19 protein-coding genes are annotated in these 24,312 nt (G+C 48.7%); 8 read left to right on the forward strand and 11 right to left on the reverse strand.

Annotated elements, in window-relative coordinates:
• The first annotated feature begins 67 nt into the window (after nt 1-67).
• From GCU44_RS17065 to GCU44_RS17090, 6 genes are all read left to right on the forward strand, one after another.
• Nucleotides 68-1,051 carry a sialate O-acetylesterase gene (locus GCU44_RS17065; protein ID WP_154857999.1) on the forward strand — a complete coding sequence of 328 codons (984 nt, stop codon included), beginning with the start codon at nt 68-70 and terminating at the stop codon, nt 1,049-1,051.
• Between the two features lie 310 nt (nt 1,052-1,361).
• On the forward strand, nt 1,362-1,568 hold the full coding sequence (locus GCU44_RS17070) for a hypothetical protein (protein WP_154858001.1): 207 nt from the start codon (nt 1,362-1,364) through the stop codon (nt 1,566-1,568).
• Nucleotides 1,559-1,951: a type II toxin-antitoxin system VapC family toxin gene (locus tag GCU44_RS17075; RefSeq protein WP_154858003.1), complete on the forward strand. Its 393-nt coding sequence runs from the start codon at nt 1,559-1,561 to the stop codon at nt 1,949-1,951. The genes GCU44_RS17070 and GCU44_RS17075 overlap by 10 nt, the downstream gene beginning before the upstream one ends.
• 325 nt (nt 1,952-2,276) lie before the next feature.
• Complete coding sequence (locus GCU44_RS17080; protein ID WP_154858005.1) at nt 2,277-2,513, forward strand: DUF433 domain-containing protein; 237 nt, start codon at nt 2,277-2,279, stop codon at nt 2,511-2,513.
• Between the two features lie 185 nt (nt 2,514-2,698).
• Nucleotides 2,699-3,307, forward strand: coding sequence for a Uma2 family endonuclease (locus GCU44_RS17085; RefSeq protein WP_154858007.1), 609 nt, complete (start codon nt 2,699-2,701; stop codon nt 3,305-3,307).
• Nucleotides 3,294-3,518 (forward strand): hypothetical protein, encoded by a 225-nt coding sequence (locus tag GCU44_RS17090; protein ID WP_154858009.1) that lies wholly within the window; start codon nt 3,294-3,296, stop codon nt 3,516-3,518. Before GCU44_RS17085 ends, GCU44_RS17090 begins: the two co-directional genes overlap by 14 nt.
• A 45-nt stretch (nt 3,519-3,563) precedes the next feature.
• Here the strand turns inward: GCU44_RS17090 and GCU44_RS17095 are convergent, their stop codons facing one another.
• From GCU44_RS17095 to GCU44_RS17120, 6 genes are all read right to left on the reverse strand, one after another.
• Nucleotides 3,564-4,976 carry a S10 family peptidase gene (locus GCU44_RS17095; protein WP_241685000.1) on the reverse strand — a complete coding sequence of 471 codons (1,413 nt, stop codon included), beginning with the start codon at nt 4,974-4,976 and terminating at the stop codon, nt 3,564-3,566.
• A gap of 163 nt (nt 4,977-5,139) precedes the next feature.
• Complete coding sequence (locus GCU44_RS17100; RefSeq protein ID WP_154858013.1) at nt 5,140-7,173, reverse strand: hypothetical protein; 2,034 nt, start codon at nt 7,171-7,173, stop codon at nt 5,140-5,142.
• A gap of 176 nt (nt 7,174-7,349) precedes the next feature.
• Nucleotides 7,350-8,837, reverse strand: coding sequence for a DUF3863 domain-containing protein (locus tag GCU44_RS17105; protein WP_154858015.1), 1,488 nt, complete (start codon nt 8,835-8,837; stop codon nt 7,350-7,352).
• A gap of 143 nt (nt 8,838-8,980) precedes the next feature.
• On the reverse strand, nt 8,981-10,708 hold the full coding sequence (locus GCU44_RS17110; protein WP_154858017.1) for a RagB/SusD family nutrient uptake outer membrane protein: 1,728 nt from the start codon (nt 10,706-10,708) through the stop codon (nt 8,981-8,983).
• A gap of 124 nt (nt 10,709-10,832) precedes the next feature.
• The gene (locus GCU44_RS17115; protein ID WP_161993957.1) at nt 10,833-14,054 is read right to left on the reverse strand and encodes a SusC/RagA family TonB-linked outer membrane protein; all 3,222 of its coding nucleotides are present in this window, start codon (nt 14,052-14,054) and stop codon (nt 10,833-10,835) included.
• Between the two features lie 383 nt (nt 14,055-14,437).
• Entirely contained in the window at nt 14,438-16,429 is a 1,992-nt protein-coding gene (locus GCU44_RS17120; protein WP_161993958.1) for a glycoside hydrolase family 127 protein, read from the reverse strand.
• Between the two features lie 455 nt (nt 16,430-16,884).
• Here GCU44_RS17120 and GCU44_RS23550 point away from each other — a divergent pair, with 455 nt between their 5' ends.
• The gene (locus tag GCU44_RS23550; protein ID WP_262885328.1) at nt 16,885-17,430 is read left to right on the forward strand and encodes a YegP family protein; all 546 of its coding nucleotides are present in this window, start codon (nt 16,885-16,887) and stop codon (nt 17,428-17,430) included.
• Nucleotides 17,431-17,589: 159 nt separating this feature from the next.
• On the opposite strand, the gene GCU44_RS17135 is transcribed toward GCU44_RS23550, so the two are convergent.
• Nucleotides 17,590-18,993 (reverse strand): hypothetical protein, encoded by a 1,404-nt coding sequence (locus GCU44_RS17135; RefSeq protein ID WP_154858025.1) that lies wholly within the window; start codon nt 18,991-18,993, stop codon nt 17,590-17,592.
• Nucleotides 18,994-19,192: 199 nt separating this feature from the next.
• Nucleotides 19,193-20,845, reverse strand: a complete 1,653-nt coding sequence (locus tag GCU44_RS17140) for an arylsulfatase (protein WP_154858027.1) — start codon at nt 20,843-20,845, stop codon at nt 19,193-19,195.
• Nucleotides 20,846-21,125: 280 nt separating this feature from the next.
• Between GCU44_RS17140 and GCU44_RS17145 the strand changes: the two genes are divergently transcribed.
• Nucleotides 21,126-22,088 (forward strand): Na/Pi cotransporter family protein, encoded by a 963-nt coding sequence (locus tag GCU44_RS17145; protein ID WP_154858029.1) that lies wholly within the window; start codon nt 21,126-21,128, stop codon nt 22,086-22,088.
• Between the two features lie 57 nt (nt 22,089-22,145).
• Here the strand turns inward: GCU44_RS17145 and GCU44_RS17150 are convergent, their stop codons facing one another.
• The 3 genes from GCU44_RS17150 to GCU44_RS17160 all read right to left on the reverse strand — a co-directional run bounded on the left by GCU44_RS17150 (nt 22,146) and on the right by GCU44_RS17160 (nt 24,305).
• The gene (locus tag GCU44_RS17150; RefSeq protein WP_154858031.1) at nt 22,146-23,567 is read right to left on the reverse strand and encodes a sulfatase family protein; all 1,422 of its coding nucleotides are present in this window, start codon (nt 23,565-23,567) and stop codon (nt 22,146-22,148) included.
• 231 nt (nt 23,568-23,798) lie between these two features.
• A complete protein-coding gene (locus GCU44_RS17155) occupies nt 23,799-23,951 on the reverse strand; it encodes a hypothetical protein (RefSeq protein ID WP_154858033.1) in 153 nt (50 codons plus the stop codon).
• Nucleotides 23,952-24,164: 213 nt separating this feature from the next.
• Entirely contained in the window at nt 24,165-24,305 is a 141-nt protein-coding gene (locus GCU44_RS17160; RefSeq protein ID WP_154858035.1) for a hypothetical protein, read from the reverse strand.
• Between the last annotated feature and the right edge of the window lie 7 nt (nt 24,306-24,312).

Consider the following 24,312-nt stretch of genomic DNA (forward strand, 5'->3'; position numbering starts at 1 on the left):
GCAACTGAATATGTTAGCCATCAGTTGACAACACAGGTATTTAATTAATTTTACCCCTTGAATATGTATGGAAAAAAAATCGGTAAATACTCGAGGAATTGGCCTTTTAGGGGTCCTAATTACCATCTTGCTATTTACGGCATTTACGCCAAAAGGCCCTGCACCTTTGAAAGTGTTTATTCTTGCCGGACAATCCAATATGGTAGGTCATGGGGAGGTTGAAAAGGGAGATCGGGGAAACCTGAACTATTTGGTTGAAAATGATGAAAAGGGAGAATACCGGCACCTGGTAGATCGAAAAGGCGATTGGAAGGTACGGGATGATGTATTTATTTACTTTAACCATCAGGAAAAAATTCATACCGGTGGATTGACAGTTGGCTTCGGAGCGAATGAAAATACAATCGGTCCGGAATTACAATTTGGCCAGCTTGTGGCAGATCATTTCGATGAAGATGTCTTAATTATTAAAACAGCCTGGGGTGGTAAAAGCCTTGCCGATGATTTTTTCCCTCCGGGTGCTGCCGGTGCGTCAGGGTATAAAAATCGACCAATTAGCCCTGGAGATACCGGATATTATTATGTGCAGATGCTTTCAATAGTTAACGAAGTTCTAGGCCATTTGGAAGACCATGTGCCCTCGTACAAAGGCCAGGGATATGAAATTATGGGCTTTGGCTGGCATCAGGGATGGAATGACCGGATCAATCAGGAGGCGAATGATGCCTACAGGGAGAATATGATCCGTTTTATAAAGGAGGTTCGAAAAGATCTGGGCGTATCCAATCTTCCTTTTGTCCTGGCTACAACGGGCATGTCAGGCTGGGAGGAAACTCATCCAAGGGCGTTATCCCTGATGGAGGCCCAATTGGCTGTCGCAGATTTCCCGGAATTCATGGGTAATGTCAAAGTGGTGGAAACAAGAGATTTCTGGCGTGACGCTGAAGAATCACCAGCAAATCAGTCCTATCACTGGAATAGAAATGCCGAATCTTATTTTCTGATTGGGAAATTTATGGGTGAATCAATGATTGATATTCTTCAGCCCTGATTTGTGATCAGGACTGAAAACACATAAAATCAGGGCGATAGAAAGGTGAAATTGCAAATTACACCCAAGTGAGTGTATTTTTTCTCTGTATCAAACTTTTTTTGAATCGTATTTCTTGGTTAAAAGACAAGCAAATAGGCGCTGGCAAACAACACCTTTAGCATTTGTTTCGTATAAATAGATACCATATTTTTGTTAAAAGCCTTTATTTCAGGTTTCTTATCGTTCCTTTTTATAACTTTCGGAGAATGAAGCGTAGCTCAGCGTTATCACAAAACCATACAGGTTTTTGTCACTAAATAATTGAGAAATGAAATCGATCACTATTGATATTATCAACGAAAAGGCCATCCATCTTTTACAGGATTTAGAATTGCTTAAATTGATTCGAATAAGGAAAGAAAAGGCTGGTAAAAAGGATGCTACAGACTGGGGCCGATACAAGGGAGCCATGTCCAAACAACCTATCGGCGAGGTTGACCAACAACTAAATGAGTTACGCAGCGAATGGGAATAAAATACCTCTGGGATACCAACACAGCGATCTATTACCTTCAGCAGCAATTCCCACCTTCTGCTGAAGAATTCATTGACAGCACTTTATCCGGTTCCACCCCTGCTATTTCTGCCATTACCGAAATTGAACTACTCTGTTGGAAAACTGCCACCGAAAAGGACTTGGGAATTCTTCATGATTTTATCAATGATGCCCTGGTCCTGGAACTGGAAAAGGATGTCAAACTCAAAACGGCTGAAATACGTAAAAATCACAAGATTAAACTCCCGGATGCCATCATTGCCGCTACTGCTTTAGTTCATAACCTGACCCTGATAACCAGAAACGTGAACGACTTCAAAAATATCGTTGGTCTTGATTTGGACAATCCGCATGAAAAGTAATAGCCCACTGCTGGGCGTAGTTTTCCTTCCCTACAGCCCGGCCCAAGCCTAAAACAGTCCTAAGGACTGTTATTCATTAACTAATGTTTGGTTAACATGCCTTTTCAAGTCTAAGGCAGACGGAGTTAGAAATTGCGAACTTTTGTTTACTAAGACGTTGTTTTGGAAGCCATTGCTAATGGCATTGAAGGGATTTCGACTGGAAAGGAATTAAAGAATAGAAGGGTGTAGCCGATTCTACAGACAGTCGAAGCTAGGCAGGGCTTTGCCGATCGGCTAACCATAGCAAGTAACCAATTAATTGAACATTTCGTAACTTTAACAAATGGAAAATCAACTACTGAATAGAATTACAGTTAATCCCGAAATTTGCCATGGGAAACCTACCATTAGGAATAAACGATACACAGTAGATTTAATTCTTGACCTGTTATCAGCCGGAACTACCCATGATGAGATATTAGCGGATTATCCTAAGCTGGAAGAAGAAGATATCCTGGCTTGTTTAGCCTATGCGAGGAAAATAGCTAAGTATTCAAGCTACACGAAGATTTCAGGATGAAGCTGATTACCAATAATCCACATCTATCAAACCATCTAATCCAGCATAACTTCCTAGTGAAGGTAATCAATAATTTGGGACGAGAAATTGGATCATTCGAAAATGAAGCGTGCTCGAGTTCCCAATAGTTTTTTATTAGGAAAGACATGTTTTTGGTTTTTCACTAATTTCCCTATTTTTAAACTATGGATGATCACGATACTCCCAACAAAGTTGAAGAGCCATTTTCCGAATATGGAAGATATACCTATGCTGACTACCTGACCTGGCAGATAGATGAAATGGTGGAGTTGATTCGCGGTAAGGTATTTAGACAAGCCGCTGCACCTGGGGTAATCCACCAACGGGTTGCCAGGAATGTGTTTGTGGAGCTCTCTAATTATCTAAGAGGTAAAAAGTGTGAGGTATTTATTGCTCCCTTTGATGTCCGGCTTCCGCTAAAATCAAAAAGAAACGAAGATATTGATACAGTAGTGCAACCGGACATTTGCGTGATTTGTGATGCTCATAAAATCGACGAGGCCGGTTGCTTAGGTGCGCCGGATTTAGTAGTCGAAGTCCTATCTCCAGGCAATAACAAGAAGGAGCTGCAACATAAATATGAGGTATATGAAGAATCGGGTGTCAAGGAATACTGGGTGATACACCCGAATGAATGCACTTTATTGGTGTATACCTTAATCAACCGACGGTATGATGCATCGAAGATTTTTACCCATGGAGACATGGTGTCTTCAAAAGTTATTGAGGGATTTGTATTAAATTTGGAGAAGCTGTTTTGTGATTGCTTATGAGGAAAATGTGGTAAAAGGGTTTGCGCTGGATGTGAATGATTACCTGATAAAGCCTGTCTCTTTTGAGCGGTTTAGAAAAACCATCGACAAGAATGTTGACTATCTTTCTGCACAAGTGACTGGTGAAGAATTTGTTGACAAACTCGATTCCTTTTTTTATCAATACACCGTAATTGGATGCTGTCATCTGGTTTTGCCAAACTATGGGTAAAATATTAAGTTAGTTGCAAAAGTTGACCGAGACAGAAAGCCTACATCAATACGTTGCCGCCTCACCCTTCCGGGGGATGGATTGTTGAATAAACTCCCGGAGATCATTGGTAGAGGTTACCAAATCTTCCTCCCTCACATACATCATGTGACCACTTTCATACACGTTAAAATGCAAACGGTCTTTCATTTTACCGCTTGGATCAAGCTTCCACATGCCATTCATTTGTCTGAAATAATTGACCAACATATCGTAATATCCGGCTTGAAATAATACGTGTAGATGGGGGTTCTGCATCATGGCATTACGCAATTTATCTCCGGTCCCATCCGTAAATCTGTCCCAGGGCCAGGGAAATACAGCACCGGAAACCTGGTATTGCAGGTCTGTTTTAAAATTCAACTCGTCTCGAAGGTATGCATTGATTGCTGGAGTGAAGGCATTATCCCAGGCAGCTGCCTCCGGTGGCGTACTTCCGGTAAAGGTATCGCCCCCATCCATTTTATCAATACCCTTATAACGTGCATCCGAAAGACCAATGAAATATCCTTCGTCCCTTAGCAACTCTTTTCTGAAAGCTTTCGTGGCGACGGTCAGATTGTGGTCCAATATGAATTCCTTTTTGAGACCGGTATACCGGGCTAATTTTTCCGCAACGGCTTGTTTCTGATCTTCATCAATAAATCCCCCTCGTTCGACTGCTGGTAAATATTCCTCTATGGCATACGTTTCAACTTCTGAGAGCACTTCCGTGAGACTTTTTTTCTGTAAATCTTCAGGTAGCTGCTTGTGATACCAGGCTACCGCAGCGTAGTTAGGCAACTGTAGCACTTCATTGCTTGCGATCGGTAGTTCCATTTTAGTCCCGGAAACAATCACTACTCCGTTAAGGTAAATCCCATGGTGGTCTTGCAGTTCAGCAGATAAGCCCGCTACGCGTGTTGCCGAATAACTCTCCCCAATCAGGTACTTGGGGGATCTCCAGCGTCCTTGTCGGGACAGGAAATTGTCAATCCAGTCAGCCAGGTAGGTTATGTCTTGATACACCCCAAAAAAATCTTCCCGCTTGCCGTCATTCACTATGCGTGAAAAACCCGTATTAACGGGATCAACATATACGATGTCTGCCACATCGATAATGGAATGGGGATTATCGACGACGCCATAGGGTTGTATGGGATATCCCTCATCACTTATTTCCAGCCGTTTCGGACTTGTATAACCCAAATGCATCCATAACGATGCAGCGCCTGGCCCTCCATTGAATGAGAATGCAATGGGGCGATTTTCGACCTGATCGACATCATTTCGCCTGTAATAGGTATAAAACAGGGCCGCATCAGGTGCTCCATCTTCACCGTATACCGGCTGCGTGCCTACCGTAACCTGGTAAGGTATTCTTTTCCCGTTAACGGTTACTTCATCAGTAGAGACAACCGACGTGTCGGCCGGTAACATAATCTTTTGGGCGTGTACCGCAGTACCACAACCAATCAATAAAAGTAAAGGGAAGATTATTTGATGGAGATACTTACTCGTTTTATTACACATAATAAGGAATTTATTTAGGGGTTATACTTTTACAATTTTTTAAGAGATGCCGTAAAGCCTTGCACAAAGGTTATTTATAGGCTTCAAGCGCATGTCGCATGGCACTAAGTAGTGGTTTAGCACTTAAAGGTTCTCCCGTTGCTTCCATCATCCACAGATCCGGAGTAAGTTTTCCGATTTTGCAGGTACGTATCATTTCCATTGCAAAATCCTTTCCCTCGAACTGCTCTTCCAATTGCATGACGACAATATTTCCAATGGGATAGCTGTGCAAATAGAGCGCCCCGGAAATGAAATGATTATAAATGGCTAAGATAGGGACATCCCTTACACCAAAAATTTCTGCGAAATACTGGTTCCATATATCCTTGGCAATAGCAATGGTTGCTTCCTTAAGCTCTTCAACCGTAGCATCCGGATGATCATACAGCCAATGCCAAACCCTGATCTCGTGAAGTGCTTCCGATCCCATTTCACAAACAAGCCAAAATGCGGCCAAGGCATTGTCCTGCTTTTCCCGGGCGCTGTATTCCTCATTTATTCCCAAGGCGATCAAGTTGCGATACGCAATAAGGTCTGCCATGGCCTCTGTATAAGGGCTGCTTGGGATGCCTTTCAGTAAATAATAATCCGACATATAGGTGCCTACATTCTGCTGAATGGTATGGCCGATTTCATGCATACCCACCCTGTAATTTTTGTAATCCAAGCCATCCTTTTCAAAACGGATACGCAAATGTGCTTTAGCGCCTTTCATTTGTGGCCCATTGGCATGTCCTCCGGAAGGAATAGGATCAACTACCACGTGATTGCCAAAAAATTCCGCTTCAAAATCCGGGAAACCAATTCTTTTGAGGATGTTGGGTAGATCTTGCTGGAACGCCATTGGGGTGGGATATTTTTCTTTGATCAACTGATCCAGTTCATCCATTTTATAATTCGTATTGTCGCTGAATCCCGTGTACCAAATATCGAAGGGTTCTAACTTTCTCCCAATCTTTTTTTCAATCAATGCCGCTACGGCTTTCTTTTCTGTAGCGCTTAAAACCGATTCCAGTAAGGAGACAATTTTTTCTTCACTCAGTTGGGCATTTTTAAAGGTTCGGGTCAAATAGGTTGATCCTTCAGGATAGGTGGCATCCTGCCGCATCTTCGACAACATGTTGTGATGCAACACTTTGTATCTAGTATCGGGTTCAGCCTTAAAAGCTGTTTCGACAAGTTTTTCTCCCTCTTTCAGATACACCTTATTGGCTATGGGTTCCCAATAATAAGCCGTTTCTCCTACCATGCATTCCGGTATGGTTTGATAGATGATATGCATCACGATTGTACTTATTACTCGCTGCTTTTCCAGCGGATTATCCCTGTAATAAAGCCCTTTGATTTCGTCTCGTAATCCATTGTGACTGTTTAACCGGGTTCCTTCAGGAAAAAGAACTTCAAGTTCGGGTGATACCACGTGGTCCATTGATAGAATATAGCGGGTGGTATAATCACGAAGCTCATCTGGAATCGGCGTCGGATCTTGCTCCAGGTCAGGATCGGATCTGAACTCAAATTTGTCTCCCAATCGTACCATAGCCCATTTTTTTCGACTCCAACTAGCCCCAAATGCTTCCTTTTCTTCATTGGTATAATAGGGAAAATTGAGGGCGATGGCGAGGGCAAGTTTGCTTTTGAAAAAATCAATCGTGATTTTTGAATCGCTGAATAACCTGTCGAGCTCAGTGATAGGTCGCGTCATGGTCACCAATGGGTAATCGAGTGCCAGAGAGAGTTCTCGTTGGTACCCATTGATGGCACTAAATTGTTGTTCAGCAATGTTCAATGCATTATCAAGTTGAGGACCGGAAGGGATAAACTGCTTCAGACAAAACTCCTGAAATTCAACACCATTCCCATTTTCTTCAAACCAAAGATCCGATAGGTGCCTGACACCCCGAACAATGCGTTCATTGTTTTCTTTTCCATACGTCGTTATCAATTTCTTGGTAACCAAGACTACATCATCCTGTAACGTATTTTTGAATATCTCCTGCCCGAAACTGTGAAGTGAGACAAAAGTCAGGGGGATAATAAGGTGTAAATAAAAGGCTTTCATGACAACGAATACACTTAGCTGAGAGAACGTAGCAAATTCCTCTCCGGGTTTTTTAATGTTTAGTTTAGATGGGGTACGTTCAGAATTTCCGGGTAAGATCGGTGAAGCGCGTATCCTTCACAGTTACGCCCAGGGTTCATTCGCCATACATGTCGTGGCGAGGTACTTCTGATTGCTTATTTTATACTCAGCGGATGCCCTTTCTCAAATAAAACCGGGTACCTCTTTTTGATCATCTCCCGTTCTTCCGGATACAATGCCTCTATTTCCATGGGTACATCCTGTGGCCGCGTACCCTTTTGGTTCAGGCGGTTCATCAGGCTCCAGTTGCGAATGGGATGTCCGGGTCGCGGATCAGCCGGTTCCTGCGCTTTTAAATCGTATCTGGTGAAGTCTATGACCCTTTCCGGTGTCTGTTCGATCCAGTTTCTGAGTGTTGCCATTCGAAAATCCTTGTTCATAAACCAGCGAATCTCCAGTTCCGGTTCGGATCCGCAGATGCCGGACCCCCGGTGTACAAAACGGTAATCCAATTCATCATTGCTTTTGAAATGATCCCGCCATAGCATCCCAAACTCTCCATGCGTGATGGCCTTCGCGTCCGGCCAGCGCCGGCGAATTTCACGTAGCCAGATATCCAGCCCTTCCATACCGTTCCTTCCCTGGTAGCCTGGCCAAAGCTTCCGGGCTTCTACCAGGCTCAGTTCCCAGATAGAGGTCACCCAGGCGAAACCATTCGATTTGAATCCGGAATCAAAGTGAGTGGACGTTGTGGCGAGCATTTGTCTTACCCCTTGTTCTGTACCCAGTCGGATCAGGGTTTCGATGGGACCTACCCCCATCCGGCTACCACAATTGACGCCGTCGATTCGTCTGGCACCCGGATACCTGGCATTCAGAAAATCCACGGTCCAGCCATCGAGATTTACACAATCAATTTGATCGGAAACTCCCTGGGCGGGCTTGTTGAAATGCTCGGTAGATGGATAGTAAGGGTACACAAGGGACCCGTCCCCGTCGCCATTGTCTACCGCATACTGGCTCCAGATGGTGCCCTGTGCGACATGTATGTCTTCTTGGTCTGCAAGATAACGGAGATTATCGGCAGACAGAAATCCTCCCATAACGGACTGCGGACGGTACCCATCGCCCACCATGTCCGACACCATTTGTAAACCCTCATGCAGGTCACGGTTGGTTTGTTCCCGAGCATTGTACATGGGAGAGAAATAGGCGCCCGGTATAAAGGTGATTTCGTCCCCGTATTTTTTTTGATAGGAGACGATAAGTTGCCGCAATTCCCGGTAGTTTTGCCGTTGATCTTGCAGGGCAAGCCAGCTGAAGGCCCAGGTCATGCGGGCTCCCGGCCATACCTTCTCGATGGCTTCACGTAAAATACGGGCTTCACGTGGACTGTGCACAGCCGACTCATCCACGCCGCGCGACTCGGTTCGGGTGGTTTCGATTTGGTTTACCCGAACCACGGAGGCAAAGGTAAGGAATCGATTTCCCATTAGTTCCAAAGGCTCTCTCCGATCAAGCTGCGAACTATTCCCGTCCGAATCAGCAGCCGCGGTTTGCCCGCAGACGATCCACGCTCCAGATAGGTTTAGGGCCAGGAAGCCCCACACCAGGAACCTCAGATGCAGTTGTTTCTTTTTCATTGGCTGACAGTAAAGGTAGCGTTGTTTGGAAAAGGGCTAGGGTCAAAGAGGCTGTAAAAAGCAGGCCACGTCCGCGCAGACCGGATAGTCGCGCCGACGCAGCCATGCATCATTCGTTTATTTTTAGTTTAGAACAGGTTACCTTACCAACCCGGATTTTGGTCGAGGTTAGGATTTAACGTCAGTTCATTGGTTGGGAGCGGCACCAGATAATCCCTCTCGGGATCAAATCCGTATCCCCCATCCGGACCACTTAACCGATCCCGAAATGGATCAAAGAATCCGTTCGGATTTATCGGAACATTTGATATTTCCTGTAATTCGGGCGTTGCAAAAGTACCGACAAAGCGCTTGCCTGCCCAATATTCGTGGGCTCTCCAACGCATCAAATCGTCAAAGCGAAACCCCTCTGCAAACAATTCCACCACCCGCTCTCTTCTGATTTCCTGTAAATAATCCGGCAAGGAATAGCCGTAATCAGGCCAGTTCGGATCAGGTGTGATGTCGTTCAAGATCAGGTGAGGCATCCCTACCCGATCCCTGAGCTGATTAATGGTCATGTCCACATCCGCCTGTGTCAGGGTACCCAGCTCGGCCTTCGCCTCGGCATAAATCAACAAGGCCTCGGCATAGCGCATAAAGATGTAATCAACGTTGCCGTTATTGATGCCCACAGCCGGGTCTACGACGATATGGCGGAATTTTTGCGATTCAATACCGGTACCGCTATTGTCTACATCCGGGACCTCGAAGTACAAGGTGTCCGTGCCTTGTATTCGTCGGATATCGCCCGGTACCATAAACGTCTGCGCAAGTCTGGGATCGCGATTCGTTTCCAGAATTTCTAAAGTCTCATCGCCAACAAAATTTGGGCTGACCGCTATGGGCAACCCGTCGTTGCTTAGATAAAACCGGGATGCATCGTAGGTATAGCCGTACCCATTTGGCCAGTTCCACAGCTGATTACTAAAGCTGTCTCCGTTTACCCGATCAAAATGTTGGTAAAAAATCACCTCCGGATTACCGGCATAGTTTACCTGATTAAAGAGCTCAAAATAGACGCTGCTGCTATCTCCTTGTACCAGAGAAAAATTCCCCTCATCAATCAGCTGCTTCGCAGCGGCAGCCGCTTGTTGGATGTATCCGCTGCCATCCGTTTGTCCGCCAAAGACGGTGCCCTGATGGTATTTTTCCCAGCTACCGGCGAATAAGGCTGCTCTGGCTTTAAATAACAACGCAATGTCTCTGCTCAACCGGGTTCCGGGCGTTGCCAACTGATTGCTTGGGTCCATTTTGGAGATGGCCATATCGATATCGCTGAGAATAAAATCAAAGACCTCCGTCCGGTTGGCTCGACCACCGTACAAGATATCTTCATCTTCTGCCGTGACGGGAACCGTAATGATGGGCAAGGCGCCAAAATCCTTGAACAGGTCAAAGTAAAACCAGGCCCGGAAGAAATGTCCTTCGCCTACGTAATGCTCTCGCATCGCTCCCCCTTCGGGAACGCGGTCGACATTGGCAAGGAAGTAGTTGATGTTTCGAATATTACCCCAATTCCAGCCCCCACCGGAACCCGGTACGTTCAAAACCCCATCCATACGTTGGGTAAAGGTGCCGCCAAAGGCATTGAGGCCTTCGAGTGCAAAGTCGGTTCCCTCGTCCTTGGTGGGTGCTTTTCCACCACCAGAAGCGGGCCAACCATCGAACGTATCATAAAAGGAATTAAGAAATAACTCCAGGTCGGACTGACTATTCCAGAATTCCGGATCGGATATCTGATCGAGTGGTGACCGCTCCAGGAAATCTTCCTGACAAGAAACCAGAAATGTTCCCGATACAAGTAAGAATATATAAAATAGCTTTTTCATGTGTTTATAATTATCTTTTAGTAGTCATCCCGACTAGTCGGGACAGGCTATGGAATCTCGCATGGCTTATAATCATCCCGGTGTGTGAGGGGTACGTCATGCTCGATTTCATAGCGTCGTTTTTTTAGAAGTTAAGATTTAGACCTGCAGACATGGTCGTGCTCAGCGGATAGGCATCTCCCGCACCGTACCATCTTCCGGCAAGTGCCTCCGGATCAAAAAACATCAAATCGGTAAAGGTTAACAGATTCTCACCCGACACAAAGATCCGGGCATTCGTTAACAACACTTTTTCAGCGATTTTTCGCGGAAGCGAATACCCAATCTGTAGGTTTTTAAGCCGCAGATAGGCTGCATTTTGCAACAGGTGATCCGTAGGTCTTCCGTAGTTTTTTACATTTTCGCCAAAAAACTGCGCATAAGGCCTCGGGAAATAGGCATCCGGATTGGCACCCAATGCACTTGTTTCGTCACGCCAGTAATCCATATGATCTTCCAGGACATTGTTGTGCATCGGACCGGCAGCCGGTCCCCTAAATACGGAGCTGCTTCCAAATGTCCAGTCTCTTTTGGCTACTCCCTGAAAGAAAACCGAAATATCGAAGTTTTTGTATTGTGCGCTCAAATTCAATCCATAGGTGTACCTCGGCGTGGTGTTTCCAATGATCTCCTGATCGCCGGGATTGGTAACCGTATTGTCCCCAATATCGATTTTACCATCTCCGTTCAAATCTTTGTACCGGAAATCACCCGTTCTCCACACACCGGAATAAATGAAGCTTTGATCTACTCCTTCGTTGATTTCCGCCTGGGTTTGGAAATGCCCGTCGTACCGGTATCCCCAGATCTCATTCAAATCCTGTCCCGGGTAAAAGGTGTTCAACAAGCCGTTTGGATTGTTGTAGTCCACCACGGTGCTTCGGAAATCGGCCAATTGGCCTCTGATTTCGTAGCGGAAATCCTGATTTACCTGATTTTTCCAGGAAAGTTCCAGCTCCCAGCCGCGAGTCTTAATTTCTCCTTCGTTCCTTTTTGGTACGGTTGAGCCCAATACTGCCGGAAGGGGCTGTCCAGGTCCTACCAGGTCGGATGTCCTTGTTTCGTACACACCGAAGGTTACCCCTAATCGATTGTTTAATAACTCGGCATCAATGCCCAGGTCCAGTGTGGATACGGTTTCCCAGGATAAATTTACACTGTTCAGATTGGGTGCACCCACTGTCCAGGCCCGCTGTGTACCAAATAACCAGTTGTTGGTTTGCCGAATCGGCATGGTCGGGATGAATAAATAATTGGCCACATCCTGGTTACCCAGCGTTCCATAGGATCCGCGAATTTTCAACAGGTCAAATAAATTCGTTGCTGACATAAAATTCTCTTCCGATAGTATCCAGCCGGCCGAGACCGAGGGGAACACGCCCCATCTTTCAGCTTCTTCAAATCTGGAGGATCCATCCGTCCGCATGTTTACTTCAAGCAGGTACTTTTCGTCGAAAATATAGTTGAACCTTCCAAAAAAGCTCCGCGTGGACCAGTGTCCTACCCCGTCCGTTACCAGCTGATCGCCTACGGCCGTACTGATCGAAGGAATGGCATCACTCAATAAGAAGAAACTTCTTGCGCCCAAATTGCTAAAGGTATACTCCTCTTGTTGGTATCCAAGCATCAATTGAAGGTCATGCATTCCAAATACCCTGGAGTACGAAGAGTAGATGTTCGGAGAAAGATAGGTATCTCTTCTCAACTCGTTGTGATACTCCGTTGACTCGCGGTTTTGGGGTATAAAATCGATCTCTCCTCCTGAGAAATTGGGACCATCTCCGGGCCGGACCCAAGGATATTGCAAGGCTGTCCGGGTATCTTCCACCTGAGTCGAATTGTAATTGACCTGTATGGTAGTCACCCAACCCTTTATTGGTTCTAACGCTATTTTTGGGGACAGGACGATCTGGTTATCGGTGATCGTTTGCCGTACTTTTCTCCAGGCCTCCACATTGGTCTGTTGGGTCCAGATATCGGTACCGGGATACTTGGCTGGGGTACCAAATTTTATTTTACCAATCCAGTTCATGTACCAGGCGCGTCCAAAGTTCTGGTTCCAGGGAAAATCCTCATTTTCTGATTTGTATTTAACAAATAGATCCAGGTTCATCCAGTCGGTTACTTTGGCACCAATTTTAGCATCCACATTAAATCGATTAAAGGATTCATCCCCGAAACGCAACAATCCGTCTTCCTCGTAAAAGCCAGTGGATACATAATAATTCACGTTATCGTTTCCACCGGAAACAGACAGGTTATGTTTCACCCGGAGCGAATTGTCCTTCATGATCAAATCTCTAATACCGTCATTCGCCACACCTCTGGTACCGGTATTCATTAGGTCCCAATTATCGCCCGAACCGAGCGGCAACATGCCCGGGGCGCTGCCCGGGTTGGCCAGGTTTTGTTCCAGACGCTGAATGGCTTCTTCCGGATAAAACGGAGAGGCCCCAAAATTGGTCCGGGCATCGTTTAAGGCATGCGCCCAGTCCGTTCCTCCCTGTAGCTCTGGCCAAATGGTAGGCGTACTAATCCCGACATTGGTGGAATAGGAAATTCTGGACCCTTTACTCCCTTTTTTGGTGGTAATCAGGATCACTCCGTACGCGGCCCGCGCACCGTAAATGGAGGTGGAAGCGGCATCTTTTAACACCGACACGGATTCGATATCGTTGGGATCAATGTCGTTGATACCCATCGGAACCCCATCCACGAGTACAAAGGGGGCGGTATTCCCCTCAAACGATGCCAAACCCCGGATGGTCATGGCCATATCTGCTCCTGGCTCTCCTCCTGCGGTATTGGGCTGAATGACCAGGTTACTCACCAGCCCTTGCATGGCCTGCTGCACGTTGGTGACCGGACGATTGGCCATGTCTTCTCCTCGTGCTGTGGAAACAGCACCAGTAAGGTTAATTTTCTTTTTGGTGCCGTATCCCACGACCACCACTTCATTCAGGGAGGATAAACTTGCCTGTAGGGAAATATCAATCTGGGTCCGATTGCCCACCACTACTTCCTGACTTTCAAAGCCGATAAAGGAAAACACCAGCGTGGATCCCTCCTCTACCGACAGCGTGTATTGACCATCGATATCCGTGACCGTCCCGTTTGTCGTACCCGCCACGGTGACGGAAGCACCAGGAAGGGGCTCTCCGGCATCGTCGGTGACGGTCCCGCTGACCTGTATTTCTGCCAGCAGCGTGGAAGCTGGTTCGTTGGGTATACCTGCCTCGGTTAGGCTGGCAATCCGTGCAATAGGTGCCCGGTTGAATGCGTTTTTCGCAGTACTTTCCGCCAACATAGGACTGCATATCCCCAGCAATAAGCAGCCCAGGAACGCGGAAAAACAGCCAGAAAATCTCGTGATAAAAGCGACTGATCGTTTATCAGTCCTCTTATCCCTTAGTTTAACGCTATCAGTATCAGTTCTTTTCATAATAATTTGGTTAAATAAACGATGCTTAAATGTATCAAGATGACACGGCTTAACTATCCAGTATTTTAACCAAAATGTGTCCTATGTTGACAAAGGAGGCTCCCAAAAATACCGGTAGGAATGAATTTACCCCGATTTCCTGAAATGTGGTCGAAAGCAACGCGTAAACATGGTCGATGACGCTGTGGCTTTTTCATACGGGGGCGAACCGGACAGGAGAGGTGCCCGGATAGATCACCGTCCCCGATTTATTCCGATCGCGCCCATACCTGCATCTTTCCGTTTGCTCGGTTTGCCCATCGGTGGTACGGCACGTAGGTTAGGTCTAGGTATTCGTTTTTGGCATTCGTAGCGCGGGCTGTAATGGCGACCACTCCTTCGAGCAGGTTGCTCTCAAACCCGTTTTCCAGTTTTTTGTAATGAATTTGATACCTATCCCTGTCCTGAAAATATTCCGGATTATCCACCTCTTCCATGCAATAAACCAACGGACCCCGCACCAAGGCTACCTTGCCCCCGGTGTCTTCGATCTCCGGATGGCCGACTACAGGCCTTGCCTCCATGGGAAAAGAAAGGGATATCCGATCCCCCGGCTGCCAGGTACGCTGGATTAGCAGGTAGCCATTGGTATAGATAGGGTCCTTTAAGGGCGCACCGTTCAAGACGATGGAAGGGAATATCTGGTCATTAGCCAGCGTATCGGCATAGGCGTACAAATTGCTACCGGGGAGGAAATTTCCCCTGCTCCAACCCGGGATTCGGATACGCAATTCAAAAAAAGCCGCTTCTTTCGGATTCACATACAGAGATACGTTTCCCTCCCAGGGAAATTGGGATTCCATCCGAAGCGACACCGGTTGATCCTTCACCAGAACATTCGCTTCGTTTCCAATAAACTGATTGACATAAATCCCCTGTTCGTCTTTGGCATACACCAACGAACCGATCGCTGGAAGAAACCGCACCATATTGCTCGGGCAACAGGCCGGATTAAACCAGGGCCTTCGTTGGTACGCTCCGTCGGATTCCAGTAAGTTTCGGTAAAAAAACCGGTCACCCTCCATCGAAACGCTGGAAATAGTCGCATTGTAAAGCAGGTATTCCACGAGATCAGCGTATTTACTCTGCCCCAGTAGCAATCCCATTCGATTGCTCCATAGCGTAAAACCAATACCCGAACAGGTTTCGCTGTAAGCGCTCGCGTTGGGTAATTTGTATGGGCTACCAAAGCCTTCGTCGCGAAACTCGTGGGTACCAATTCCGGCCGTTACGTACATTTTTTTGGTGACAATATCCGACCACAAAGAATCCAGTGCGGGAAGGTACCGACCCGACTGGGTTTCCATTTCCACGTCCGCCATGGCCGAATACATGTATACCGCCCGGACACCATGACCGCGGGCATGGTACTGCCGGTCCACGGGCAAATGGTCCTGTCGGTAAAACGGATGCCTCCACCGTAAAGGCGTATTGGCATAGGGATCGACTGCGGGAGGAACGGTGTCAACGCGTGCCGGATTTCCCCGTTCGTCCAGAAAAAAGGTGGCCAGGCGGAGGTACTTTTCATTTTGGGTTGTTTGGTAAAGTGCATACAAGGCCAATTCGATCTCCTGGTGACCCGGCACTTCCTGCCGCTTACCCGGACCAAAAATGGAATCAATGTGATCCGCAAACCTAATCGCCACATCCAACAGCTTCCTTTTGCCGGTCACTTCGTAGTACGCAACCGCCGCTTCAAACAGGTGCCCGGCACAATACAGCTCGTGGTCCCGGTTGATATCGGTCCATCGTTTGGTACGGTCACCGGCGATATGGGGGGTAAATAGGTAGCCATCGGGCAATTGGGCGGCGGCAATGGTGTCGATCAGCTGGTCGGTAAATGCTTCCAGTTCCGCATCCGACTCGTGATGAAGGGCATGGGCCACACCTTGAATTATCTTGTACACATCCGAGTCACTGGCCATCATTTGATTATGCTCCCCCTGGCGCATGCCCGCTGCAATTGCGAAGTTGGCCAGGGAAGATTCGGCTTCAGCGAAGACAGAACGCAGGCCGTTTACCCGACTCCGATGGATTTTAGGACCCCAAAAATCATCGACGATGCGAACATCCCGGTAAGAAACAGCCTCCAGGTAGGCGGGTTCATCCGAAGCGAGTTGGTCGGAGGCGGGCTGCTCGGTACAGGCAGTACCAATCGTTGCCGCCAGGAGAATCCAATGGTATACATTTTTAGGCATCATACGGTCCTTTTGGTTTTTTTGCACTCCTGATAGCCAGGGAAGAGGGACCGTCGGTTTCATCCGCTGCCAGCGAGAACGGACAGGATGCTCCAATTCCTACCTGTTACCGGCAATTTCACCCATGATTCTGGATGGAAAAGGTGTCTGGATGCAGGTGCATCTTTCCGAACACAATCAACCGGAGCCCGATTTACAGCAGCCGGCACCACCGGAAGGACTACCTGGAAGCCCGTTCAAACATGCAGGGAAAGATAGGTGCACTGGCATGGAAAGGCATCCTTCATCTTGACCAAAATGCATGCTATGTTACCATTCCTCAACCAACACTTGCCTTGTAATGCCTACTCCCCGGGCCTGCCCGATAGCCGGTTTTCCGTATGGGTCCTGGAATTCAGCATACGCGCTACCTGTACCACAATAAAAGTCCTCCTCGGCCGCACCTATTCTACCCATGAATGAGTCGTGCTGCCTGCAGCAATTTTGCGCGGGTACCTACCCATTCCGCCAATCCACAACTCCGACTCGCTGTACCCATTCGGTGTCATTTTGGAGCAGGAAGGCGGCCTTTTCGGGAGGAGAAAAAAATAAGAAAACCCATACGTTTTTTCCCAGGAGCGGTACCAATATACAGGGAATTTTATATTTTGATTTCGAATCCAACGAAACAAATTATCGGGAAATTTGAAGTATATACCGACAAGGGTGACAAGTACCGATTCCGATTGAAGGCGTCCAACGGGCAGCCCATTCTGGCTAGTCAGGGTTATGCCTCAAAAGCCAGTTGTATGAATGGCATTGAATCCGTAAAAAAGAATGCTGGTGAGGATGCCAAGTTTTTACGACTAACTGCAAAAGACGGAAGCCCTTATTTTGATTTGATCGCCGAAAACAAACAAGTCATCGGCACCAGTCAAATGTACAGTTCCAAAGAGTCCATGGAAAATGGCATCGCTTCGGTCAAGAAGAATGCCCCCTCCGCTCCAATTGAGGAACTATCTTAGGGCAGTGTTGATCGAAAATGAAGACCACCCCCTACGTGGCCTTGCTTCACCCCGTACCCATTCCGGTAAAAAAAATCAGACCCCCACGGCTTTCCGGGAGTCTGTGCTTCCCAGGTAGAGGAACCGTATCGGTTTCCTATGAAATACACGATTCGAAGGTTACGATGCGAGTAAGTTGGCACTGGAAATGGACTCTGAATTCAGACGTTTTGCCTGCAGGCTTACATACAAGGCAGAAGCCAAAAAAACGAAATGAACAAACAATACCCGCACCAGTAGATCAGCCAGCCCCTGGAATCGGAATGCCCCCTCTATGAAAATATCCGAAAACAGACTGACAAATGCCACCCCAACGGTAGACCAGATCAATAACTGAAATAGGGAATGGATTACCTCTTCTTTCCGGCTACTAACAGCTACCAGGTAGGCAACGAGCAATGTAGATAGAAACACGACGGATACCTGGATCCAGGCGGAAACTTCCACTTCAGGAGAGGGCCGGAGATCGCGCACGTAGTCGATGGCGGTATGGCAGAAGGTCAGTGTAATCCCCACTTGCCAGGCCCAGGCGCTTCGATAAAGAGCGATCACCACAAACACCAATCCGTAAAATGCGTAGGAATCAAACACCTGAAAGAAGTGTAGCAATACCCCCCCGTCACCATCCGGGTAGAGGGTATTCGTGATTGCGTCAACGAGCCAGGGAAATACGTAATAGACCAGCGCCACGAGGATTCCGGACAGCAACCATTCCAAACCCAGAGAAATAGTTTTCGGTGCCTCGATATCCGGGTCTCCGATCTCCTTTCTGGACTTCCAGGCGGCGTATCCCAGGCCCGCTCCAAACAAAAAGCCAAAAGAAAACTCCATCATCTTCCACCAGCTCTTAAACAGCACCTCAGGAAGGAGACTTCCGAGGAATATCCACAAACCGCCTAGCCCAAATCCAAGGCCTCCCGCGATCAGTCCGTAACTGCTAAATCGAGCAATCAACCTGAAAAGCGGCTTCTCGATCGTGAATCTCAGGTAGCCAATCAGCGCAAGTGCACCCAGCAACAAGCCTGCCCAAGATTCCGATCGGGGTTTATTTACCGGATCAGAGAAATAAATCAATTGGGGCGTATTGATCAGCGCAATTCCCAGGACTAGCCCCACAACCAACAGGACGAGCGAAAGGACGACCGTAGATTTTTTCAGCTGATGATGAATAAGGCCCAGACCGAGCAATGCACCGCCACCCAGGCCCCAAACCGCTCCCTTAACGGTTGTTCCGATGCTTCCCCACCACAGCGTATCGGGATCGCGCAAAAACCCAAGGGTCTGACCATAGGTCATTTCTCCGCCGAGGCCTATGCCTACCACCCCAAAAACAACTACCATCGAAAGGAAGGAGGGCCTCAGGCGCAGCAAAATCCCGATGGCAAGGGCGACCATCGCTCCAGGTATCATGGCTCCAAAAGGCCCTCCTCCGATATAGCCACGCAAGCCCCAGCCCAAAAGCATGGCAACTCCCGGAAAGAACAGGAACAGGGAAAGCGTGGCTATGGAGGGTTGTTTTTGCATAAGACGCAATTGATTTTTTGCAATACTATTAAATTTCAACCCAAACACGATTAAAATCATCATTTTTTCCCGCCTGTTTGGTTTAACCAGCCATAACTCAGGTTGCATCAACCATTTCCCTGGCAAAAAAACGAGCCCTGCACCGACCTGGCTGCCAATCTGGAAGGGGTATTTCTACCTGTCAACTAGCAGCGCAGGCTCAGCGATTCCCCCAATCCACAACCCCAACCCGATTGGCCCATTCGGTATACTTTTGGACCAGAGACGCAGTAATGTCGGGGTGGACCGTTGCCAAATTCCGCATTTCTGTTCGATCGGCCTCCATGTCGTACAATTCCCATGCTGCTTCGGGTCCTTTGGTCGCTACCAGCTTCCACTTCCCCTCCCGAAAACCCCGGTTTCCTTCGTGTTCCCAGCCAATGGGCGCGTGAACAAAGGATTGGTTTTGAAAAACCGGAACCAGGCTTTGTCCTTCCATGGGTAAAATGGTTTCGCCCCGGTACACATCGGGATACCTTGCCCCCGATACGTCCACAATGGTGGGCATGATATCGATGATGTGTCCCAGTTGCCGGGAAATCCGGGAAGGATTCCGAATCCCCTTCGGCCAGAAGGCAATCAGGGGGGTGGCAATGCCTCCCTCGTGCACGTAATGTTTGTACAGGCGAAAGGGCGTATTGCTGACCTGGGCCCATTCCGCCGAATAGCTCATGTAGGTAGCCTCCGGACCGGGCATGACCTGCACGTCATTTCCCCGGAGCAAGGGAGAACCGTCACGCTGGAACGCGGGAAAATGAAGGGAACGGGGCCAGCGGTCCGTCAATACCTCGTGGCAGCCCCCGTTATCCTGCAAAAATAAAATCAAGGTATGCTCCAGTTGCCCCGTTTCCTCCAGGGCCCGGATAATCTTGCCGATTCCCTGATCCATGCGGTCCACCATCGCCGCATACACTTCCATGCAAGCCGCCCACCAGGCTTTGTGTTCTGTGGTTTCCCAGGAATCGATTTTCGGACCGCGTGGGCTGAGCGTCCAATCGGCTGGAATGATGCCGCTTTTTACCATGCGTTCCATCCGTTCTTCCCGGAGCCGGTCCCAACCGGCGTCGTACTTACCTTTGTATTTGGCGATGTCTTCGGGTAGCGCATGCAGGGGCCAATGGGGGGCCGTGTAGGCTATGTATCCAAAGAAAGGCGCATTCTCGCTTGCAGATGCCCCCAGGGTCCGTATCTGCTCGGCGGCATGATCGCTGATGGCGTCTGTATAATAAAAATTTTCCCCCGGTGACACCGGCGTGTTGTTTTGGGTAAGCGTGGCGGGATCGTAATAGCTGCCAGCACCGTGAATGGTACCAAAAAAGGTGTCAAATCCTCGCTGCAGGGGCCAATTTTCCTTGGACAAATAGATCTTCTGCTCGGGGGTCAACCAGGTTCGCCAGCCGTCCACATGCTTGGTCACATGCCACTTACCGGACATAAAGGTGCGGTAACCGCTGGCCTTTACCGTTTCGGCGATGGTTACGCATTGCCGGTTAAGGTCTCCCCGGTAGGAAGCAACCCCCCGGTCGTTGGTCATGCCACCCATCCCGGCCTGATGCGGATACAGGCCGGTGAGTAGGGATGCCCGCGTGGGACAACACCTGGCCGCATTGTAAAACTGGGTGAATTTAATTCCCCCTTCCGCCAGCCGATCCAGGTTGGGCGTTTCGATTTCTCCTCCAAAGCTTCCCATATCGGAATAGCCCATGTCGTCCGCCATGATCAGGAGAATATTGGGTCGTTGTTGGGCAGAGAGATGACCGAAAGCGAGTGCAAAGAAAGCCGCAAACAGCGGCAACGAACGGGAGATGTTCATGGCAACAGGTGGGGTTAGGATTACTCTTTTGACTTAAATTTATTCGAATTTTTTGGTTCTGCCCCATTTGACCGCCAATAAATACTACCGCAACCGGATTCACCTCCTATTGCTCGTCTTGCCCCCTACTGGGTAGTTGAATCGAAACGTCAGCCGTTTTTACCTGGTGCCGGTACCAAAAAAACGCCTCTGTCAGAAAAACTTCATCGTTTCATAATACAGCGCTGGGCCGGGAAAATAAACTGCTGCGTATTTTTGACGTACGCATTATTCGCTTCAAATGACTGCCATTCTCCTTTCATTGATTGCCGGCCTGGTCTTGTTTTTGTTTGCCGTTGGGAATTTGTCCAAAACCATCCAACGAAGCATGGGAGACAAGGCGTCTTACTGGATCCAACGGTATACCTCTACTATCTTCAGCGGTATTCTGGTCGGGACCGGAGTAACGGCACTTTTGGGATCCTCTTCAGCAGTGATCATCATCGCCATCGTGCTGGTGAACGCATTGGTTCTCCCCTTCCGGCACGCCATGGGTCTGATCCTGGGTGCAAATATCGGAACCACCGTCAGCAGTCAGTTGATCGCATTGGATGTGGGCAAGTACTCCCCGGTGCTGCTGCTGATTGGGTTTCTTCTACTTTTTCTGTCCAAATCGGAACGAACACGCAACAGCGGCAAAATCATTTTTTTCTTTGGCCTGTTGTTTTTTGGCCTGCTTACCATGGAAACGGCCGTCGCTCCCCTGAAGGAAGAAGCCTTCTTTTTTGACTGGATGAAGAAAACAGAAAATCCCCTCCGGGGCACCCTTACCGGTGCACTGGTAACCTTGCTTGTCCAATCCTCCTCGGCCACCGTGGGCATGGCCATCGTGCTGGCCAAACAGGAACTGCTAAGTACTACCGGCGGCTTGGCCATTATGTTGGGCGCGGAATTGGGAACCTGCAGCGATACACTGATCGCGACGATCCGGGGAAATGCCGCCGCCCTGAAGACGGGGTTGTTTCATGTGACGTTCAATTTACTGAGCCTGATTGTGGGTTTGTTGTTCTTTTTCCCTTTTGTCCATCTGGTAAAAACCCTCAGTGCGGATGCACCGATCGAACGAATCATTGCGAACGGACACCTGCTGTTCAACCTACTCGGGGTGGCGTTTTTTGCCTGGACCATACCCCTCTTTGAACAGGTGCTAAATCGGCTGCTTCCCGACCGGCCCCTGACGGATACCGGCTTATCGGGCGGCTAAGCCTGGCTGGCTGGCGGAGGATGCCCACCCCTGCTGGGCTTCGCTGCTTGCGGCGCATTACAGGTCGGGAAACCAGATTTCCTCAAATTCTTTCCGAATTCCCTGCAAGGCATCGCGGTAATCCGGGTCTTCGGTGACGTGTGTGGTTTCGTAGGGATCCGACGTCAAGTCCATCAGACGCTCCTCAAAACCCGCTGCATCGTAGCGAATGTATTTCATTCCGTCTTCCCGGATCACCGCCCGGCTTATTTCCCCTTCGATGCCAAGGCTTTGCCTCCATTCCACCGAACTCCCCTCAAACAACGGTCGCAGGCTCCTTCCGCGTGGATCCGTGGCGGCGGGCAGGCCGGCATACGCAGACAAGGTAGGCAAGAGATCCAGACCCACCGAAACGAGTTGGCGGTTTACCTGTCCGGGAGCAATCTTTCCTTTCCACATGGCCGTTAAGGGAACCTTTACCGATTCCTCGTATAGGACGTTTTTGTGTTCCAGTCGATGCGAGCCGTCGTTATCCCCATGGTCGCTGGTAAAGATCACCAGCGTGTTCATCTCTTTTCCGCTTTCGATCAGCGCATCCAGCAGGACCTGTACATGGGCATCGACCATTTCGGTCAGCCGGGCATACGCCCAACGGTGCATGCGCCACTGTTCTTCGCTGTAGTCCCGTCGGGCCCCGGCCCGAAACGAGCGGGGATCCCGGTTGAGAAACAGTTCAATGGCTTTTGCTTCGTCTTCCTGGGGCTCAAAATTGGGGGGCAGGGGCGGACAGTAGTGCTCAAAAAACTCCTCCCGGCTGACGCCTGCCGGCAATTCCAGGGCTTTGTCCAGCAAGGCTAGTTCCGTCTTAAAATTTCGCTCCAATTGCAGCCGGTAGCTGGAATCGGCGAAGTCCCGAATGGCCATAAAACAAATATCGTGTGGGTTGATCAAGGAAACCACCATAAAAAAGGGGTTTTCCCGGTCCTCCCGGATGCGATCGGCAGCCTTTTGCGCCAGTTCTCCCCGCGCATCGTTGGTCAAGACCTGAAAGCCGAGCAACTCGGGGTCCAGGAAAGAGGGCAGGTGTTTTTTGCCTCCGTATACCAGGTCGTAGCCGGCTTTCTGCAGGTAGTCGGGCAAGTTGGCCCGGGAGGCTTCCGGTAAGGAAGCAGGTATATCCATGGAACCCGCATTGTTGCGCACCAGCTTCCCCTTGGAATCGGTAAAAAACCCGGGAAACCGCCCGGTCAGCATGCTAACCCGGGATGGGGAGCAGACCGGATTGGTGACATAGGCGCGGGTAAAGCGGATGCCGTTTTCAGCAATGTAATCCATGGCCGGTGTATGCAGGTAAGGATTACCCGAACTACTCATCATGGATTCACTCTGCTGGTCCGTAACGATCAAAATAATGTTTGGCGGGCTCGTCTGTTCCATACAGGACATTAAAACCAGCAGCGGCAGCAGGGCTACGACAGCGGAAATGGTTGGGTGTTTCATGGGGATACGGGTGTATACCACCGCATTAAACAAAATTTACGCAACATTTACAACTACTCCTTAAAAAAGCGGGCAGGTTGTTATCTGTCTTTGCAACGTCCAATGGCATTTACTGCATACATTCGATTCCAGGCAATCGGGCAGTGCTTCCGGAAGTTTTCGAGGGCCAGGAGTAAGCGACCGCTATCTTTCGAATGGACGTATTTCAGTGCACGTATCGAAAGCGTTCGGTTACAGGTAGGACAAGTCTTCTGTCGTCTCCAGGAAAGCGGTTGATTTTTCCGGAAAGTCCAAATCGGTAATCAGAGACCTGATCAGCGGTTTGTATTTCCTGGTAACCGGTTCATTGGCATCGGTAACTAAGTCCCCGTATTCTTTCGGCATCGTTAATTTTTCAAAGGCAGATGCATGCGTTTCGAGATTTTTTAGGGTTGTATCCTCCCTAAAAAACGCTTCGCTACGTGGCCATAGGCTCCTTTCATTGACCACCACTTGCAACGTGTAACCGACAATTACTTGCGGCGATTTAAGGGGATTTCCAAGCCATTGCCTTCAACCAGGTAGCGGGCAGCCTGGGGCAATCAACCGGTCTTCACCCTACCGCACCAATCCAAAAAACCCACCGGCCAATACCGGTAAGCCCAGCGTCTGGACAGCAGCCTTCCTGCCCGCAAAAACGAACCCGACTACCTTTCCCTTCGGATAGCTCGCCGATGTCGATAATATTCTAAAATTCATTTTTATG

The sequence above is a fragment of the Cyclobacterium xiamenense genome (genome assembly GCF_009467825.1).
In the GTDB taxonomy this organism is placed as follows: domain Bacteria; phylum Bacteroidota; class Bacteroidia; order Cytophagales; family Cyclobacteriaceae; genus Cyclobacterium; species Cyclobacterium xiamenense.

Excerpts from the sequence above, each read along its gene's own strand:
- GCU44_RS17155 (WP_154858033.1), bottom strand. The coding sequence starts at position 23,951 with ATGCCGAAAGAATACGGGGACTTAGTTACCGATGCCAATGAACCGGTT.
- GCU44_RS17120 (WP_161993958.1), bottom strand. The coding sequence starts at position 16,429 with ATGATGCCTAAAAATGTATACCATTGGATTCTCCTGGCGGCAACGATT.
- GCU44_RS17115 (WP_161993957.1), bottom strand. The coding sequence starts at position 14,054 with ATGTTGGCGGAAAGTACTGCGAAAAACGCATTCAACCGGGCACCTATT.
- GCU44_RS17150 (WP_154858031.1), bottom strand. The coding sequence starts at position 23,567 with ATGAAACACCCAACCATTTCCGCTGTCGTAGCCCTGCTGCCGCTGCTG.
- GCU44_RS17160 (WP_154858035.1), bottom strand. The coding sequence starts at position 24,305 with ATGAATTTTAGAATATTATCGACATCGGCGAGCTATCCGAAGGGAAAG.
- GCU44_RS17065 (WP_154857999.1), top strand. The coding sequence starts at position 68 with ATGGAAAAAAAATCGGTAAATACTCGAGGAATTGGCCTTTTAGGGGTC.
- GCU44_RS17100 (WP_154858013.1), bottom strand. The coding sequence starts at position 7,173 with ATGAAAGCCTTTTATTTACACCTTATTATCCCCCTGACTTTTGTCTCA.
- GCU44_RS23550 (WP_262885328.1), top strand. The coding sequence starts at position 16,885 with ATGAGTCGTGCTGCCTGCAGCAATTTTGCGCGGGTACCTACCCATTCC.
- GCU44_RS17085 (WP_154858007.1), top strand. The coding sequence starts at position 2,699 with ATGGATGATCACGATACTCCCAACAAAGTTGAAGAGCCATTTTCCGAA.
- GCU44_RS17145 (WP_154858029.1), top strand. The coding sequence starts at position 21,126 with ATGACTGCCATTCTCCTTTCATTGATTGCCGGCCTGGTCTTGTTTTTG.
- GCU44_RS17095 (WP_241685000.1), bottom strand. The coding sequence starts at position 4,976 with ATGTTACCGGCCGACACGTCGGTTGTCTCTACTGATGAAGTAACCGTT.
- GCU44_RS17140 (WP_154858027.1), bottom strand. The coding sequence starts at position 20,845 with ATGAACATCTCCCGTTCGTTGCCGCTGTTTGCGGCTTTCTTTGCACTC.
- GCU44_RS17110 (WP_154858017.1), bottom strand. The coding sequence starts at position 10,708 with ATGAAAAAGCTATTTTATATATTCTTACTTGTATCGGGAACATTTCTG.
- GCU44_RS17105 (WP_154858015.1), bottom strand. The coding sequence starts at position 8,837 with ATGAAAAAGAAACAACTGCATCTGAGGTTCCTGGTGTGGGGCTTCCTG.
- GCU44_RS17080 (WP_154858005.1), top strand. The coding sequence starts at position 2,277 with ATGGAAAATCAACTACTGAATAGAATTACAGTTAATCCCGAAATTTGC.
- GCU44_RS17070 (WP_154858001.1), top strand. The coding sequence starts at position 1,362 with ATGAAATCGATCACTATTGATATTATCAACGAAAAGGCCATCCATCTT.
- GCU44_RS17135 (WP_154858025.1), bottom strand. The coding sequence starts at position 18,993 with ATGCAAAAACAACCCTCCATAGCCACGCTTTCCCTGTTCCTGTTCTTT.
- GCU44_RS17075 (WP_154858003.1), top strand. The coding sequence starts at position 1,559 with ATGGGAATAAAATACCTCTGGGATACCAACACAGCGATCTATTACCTT.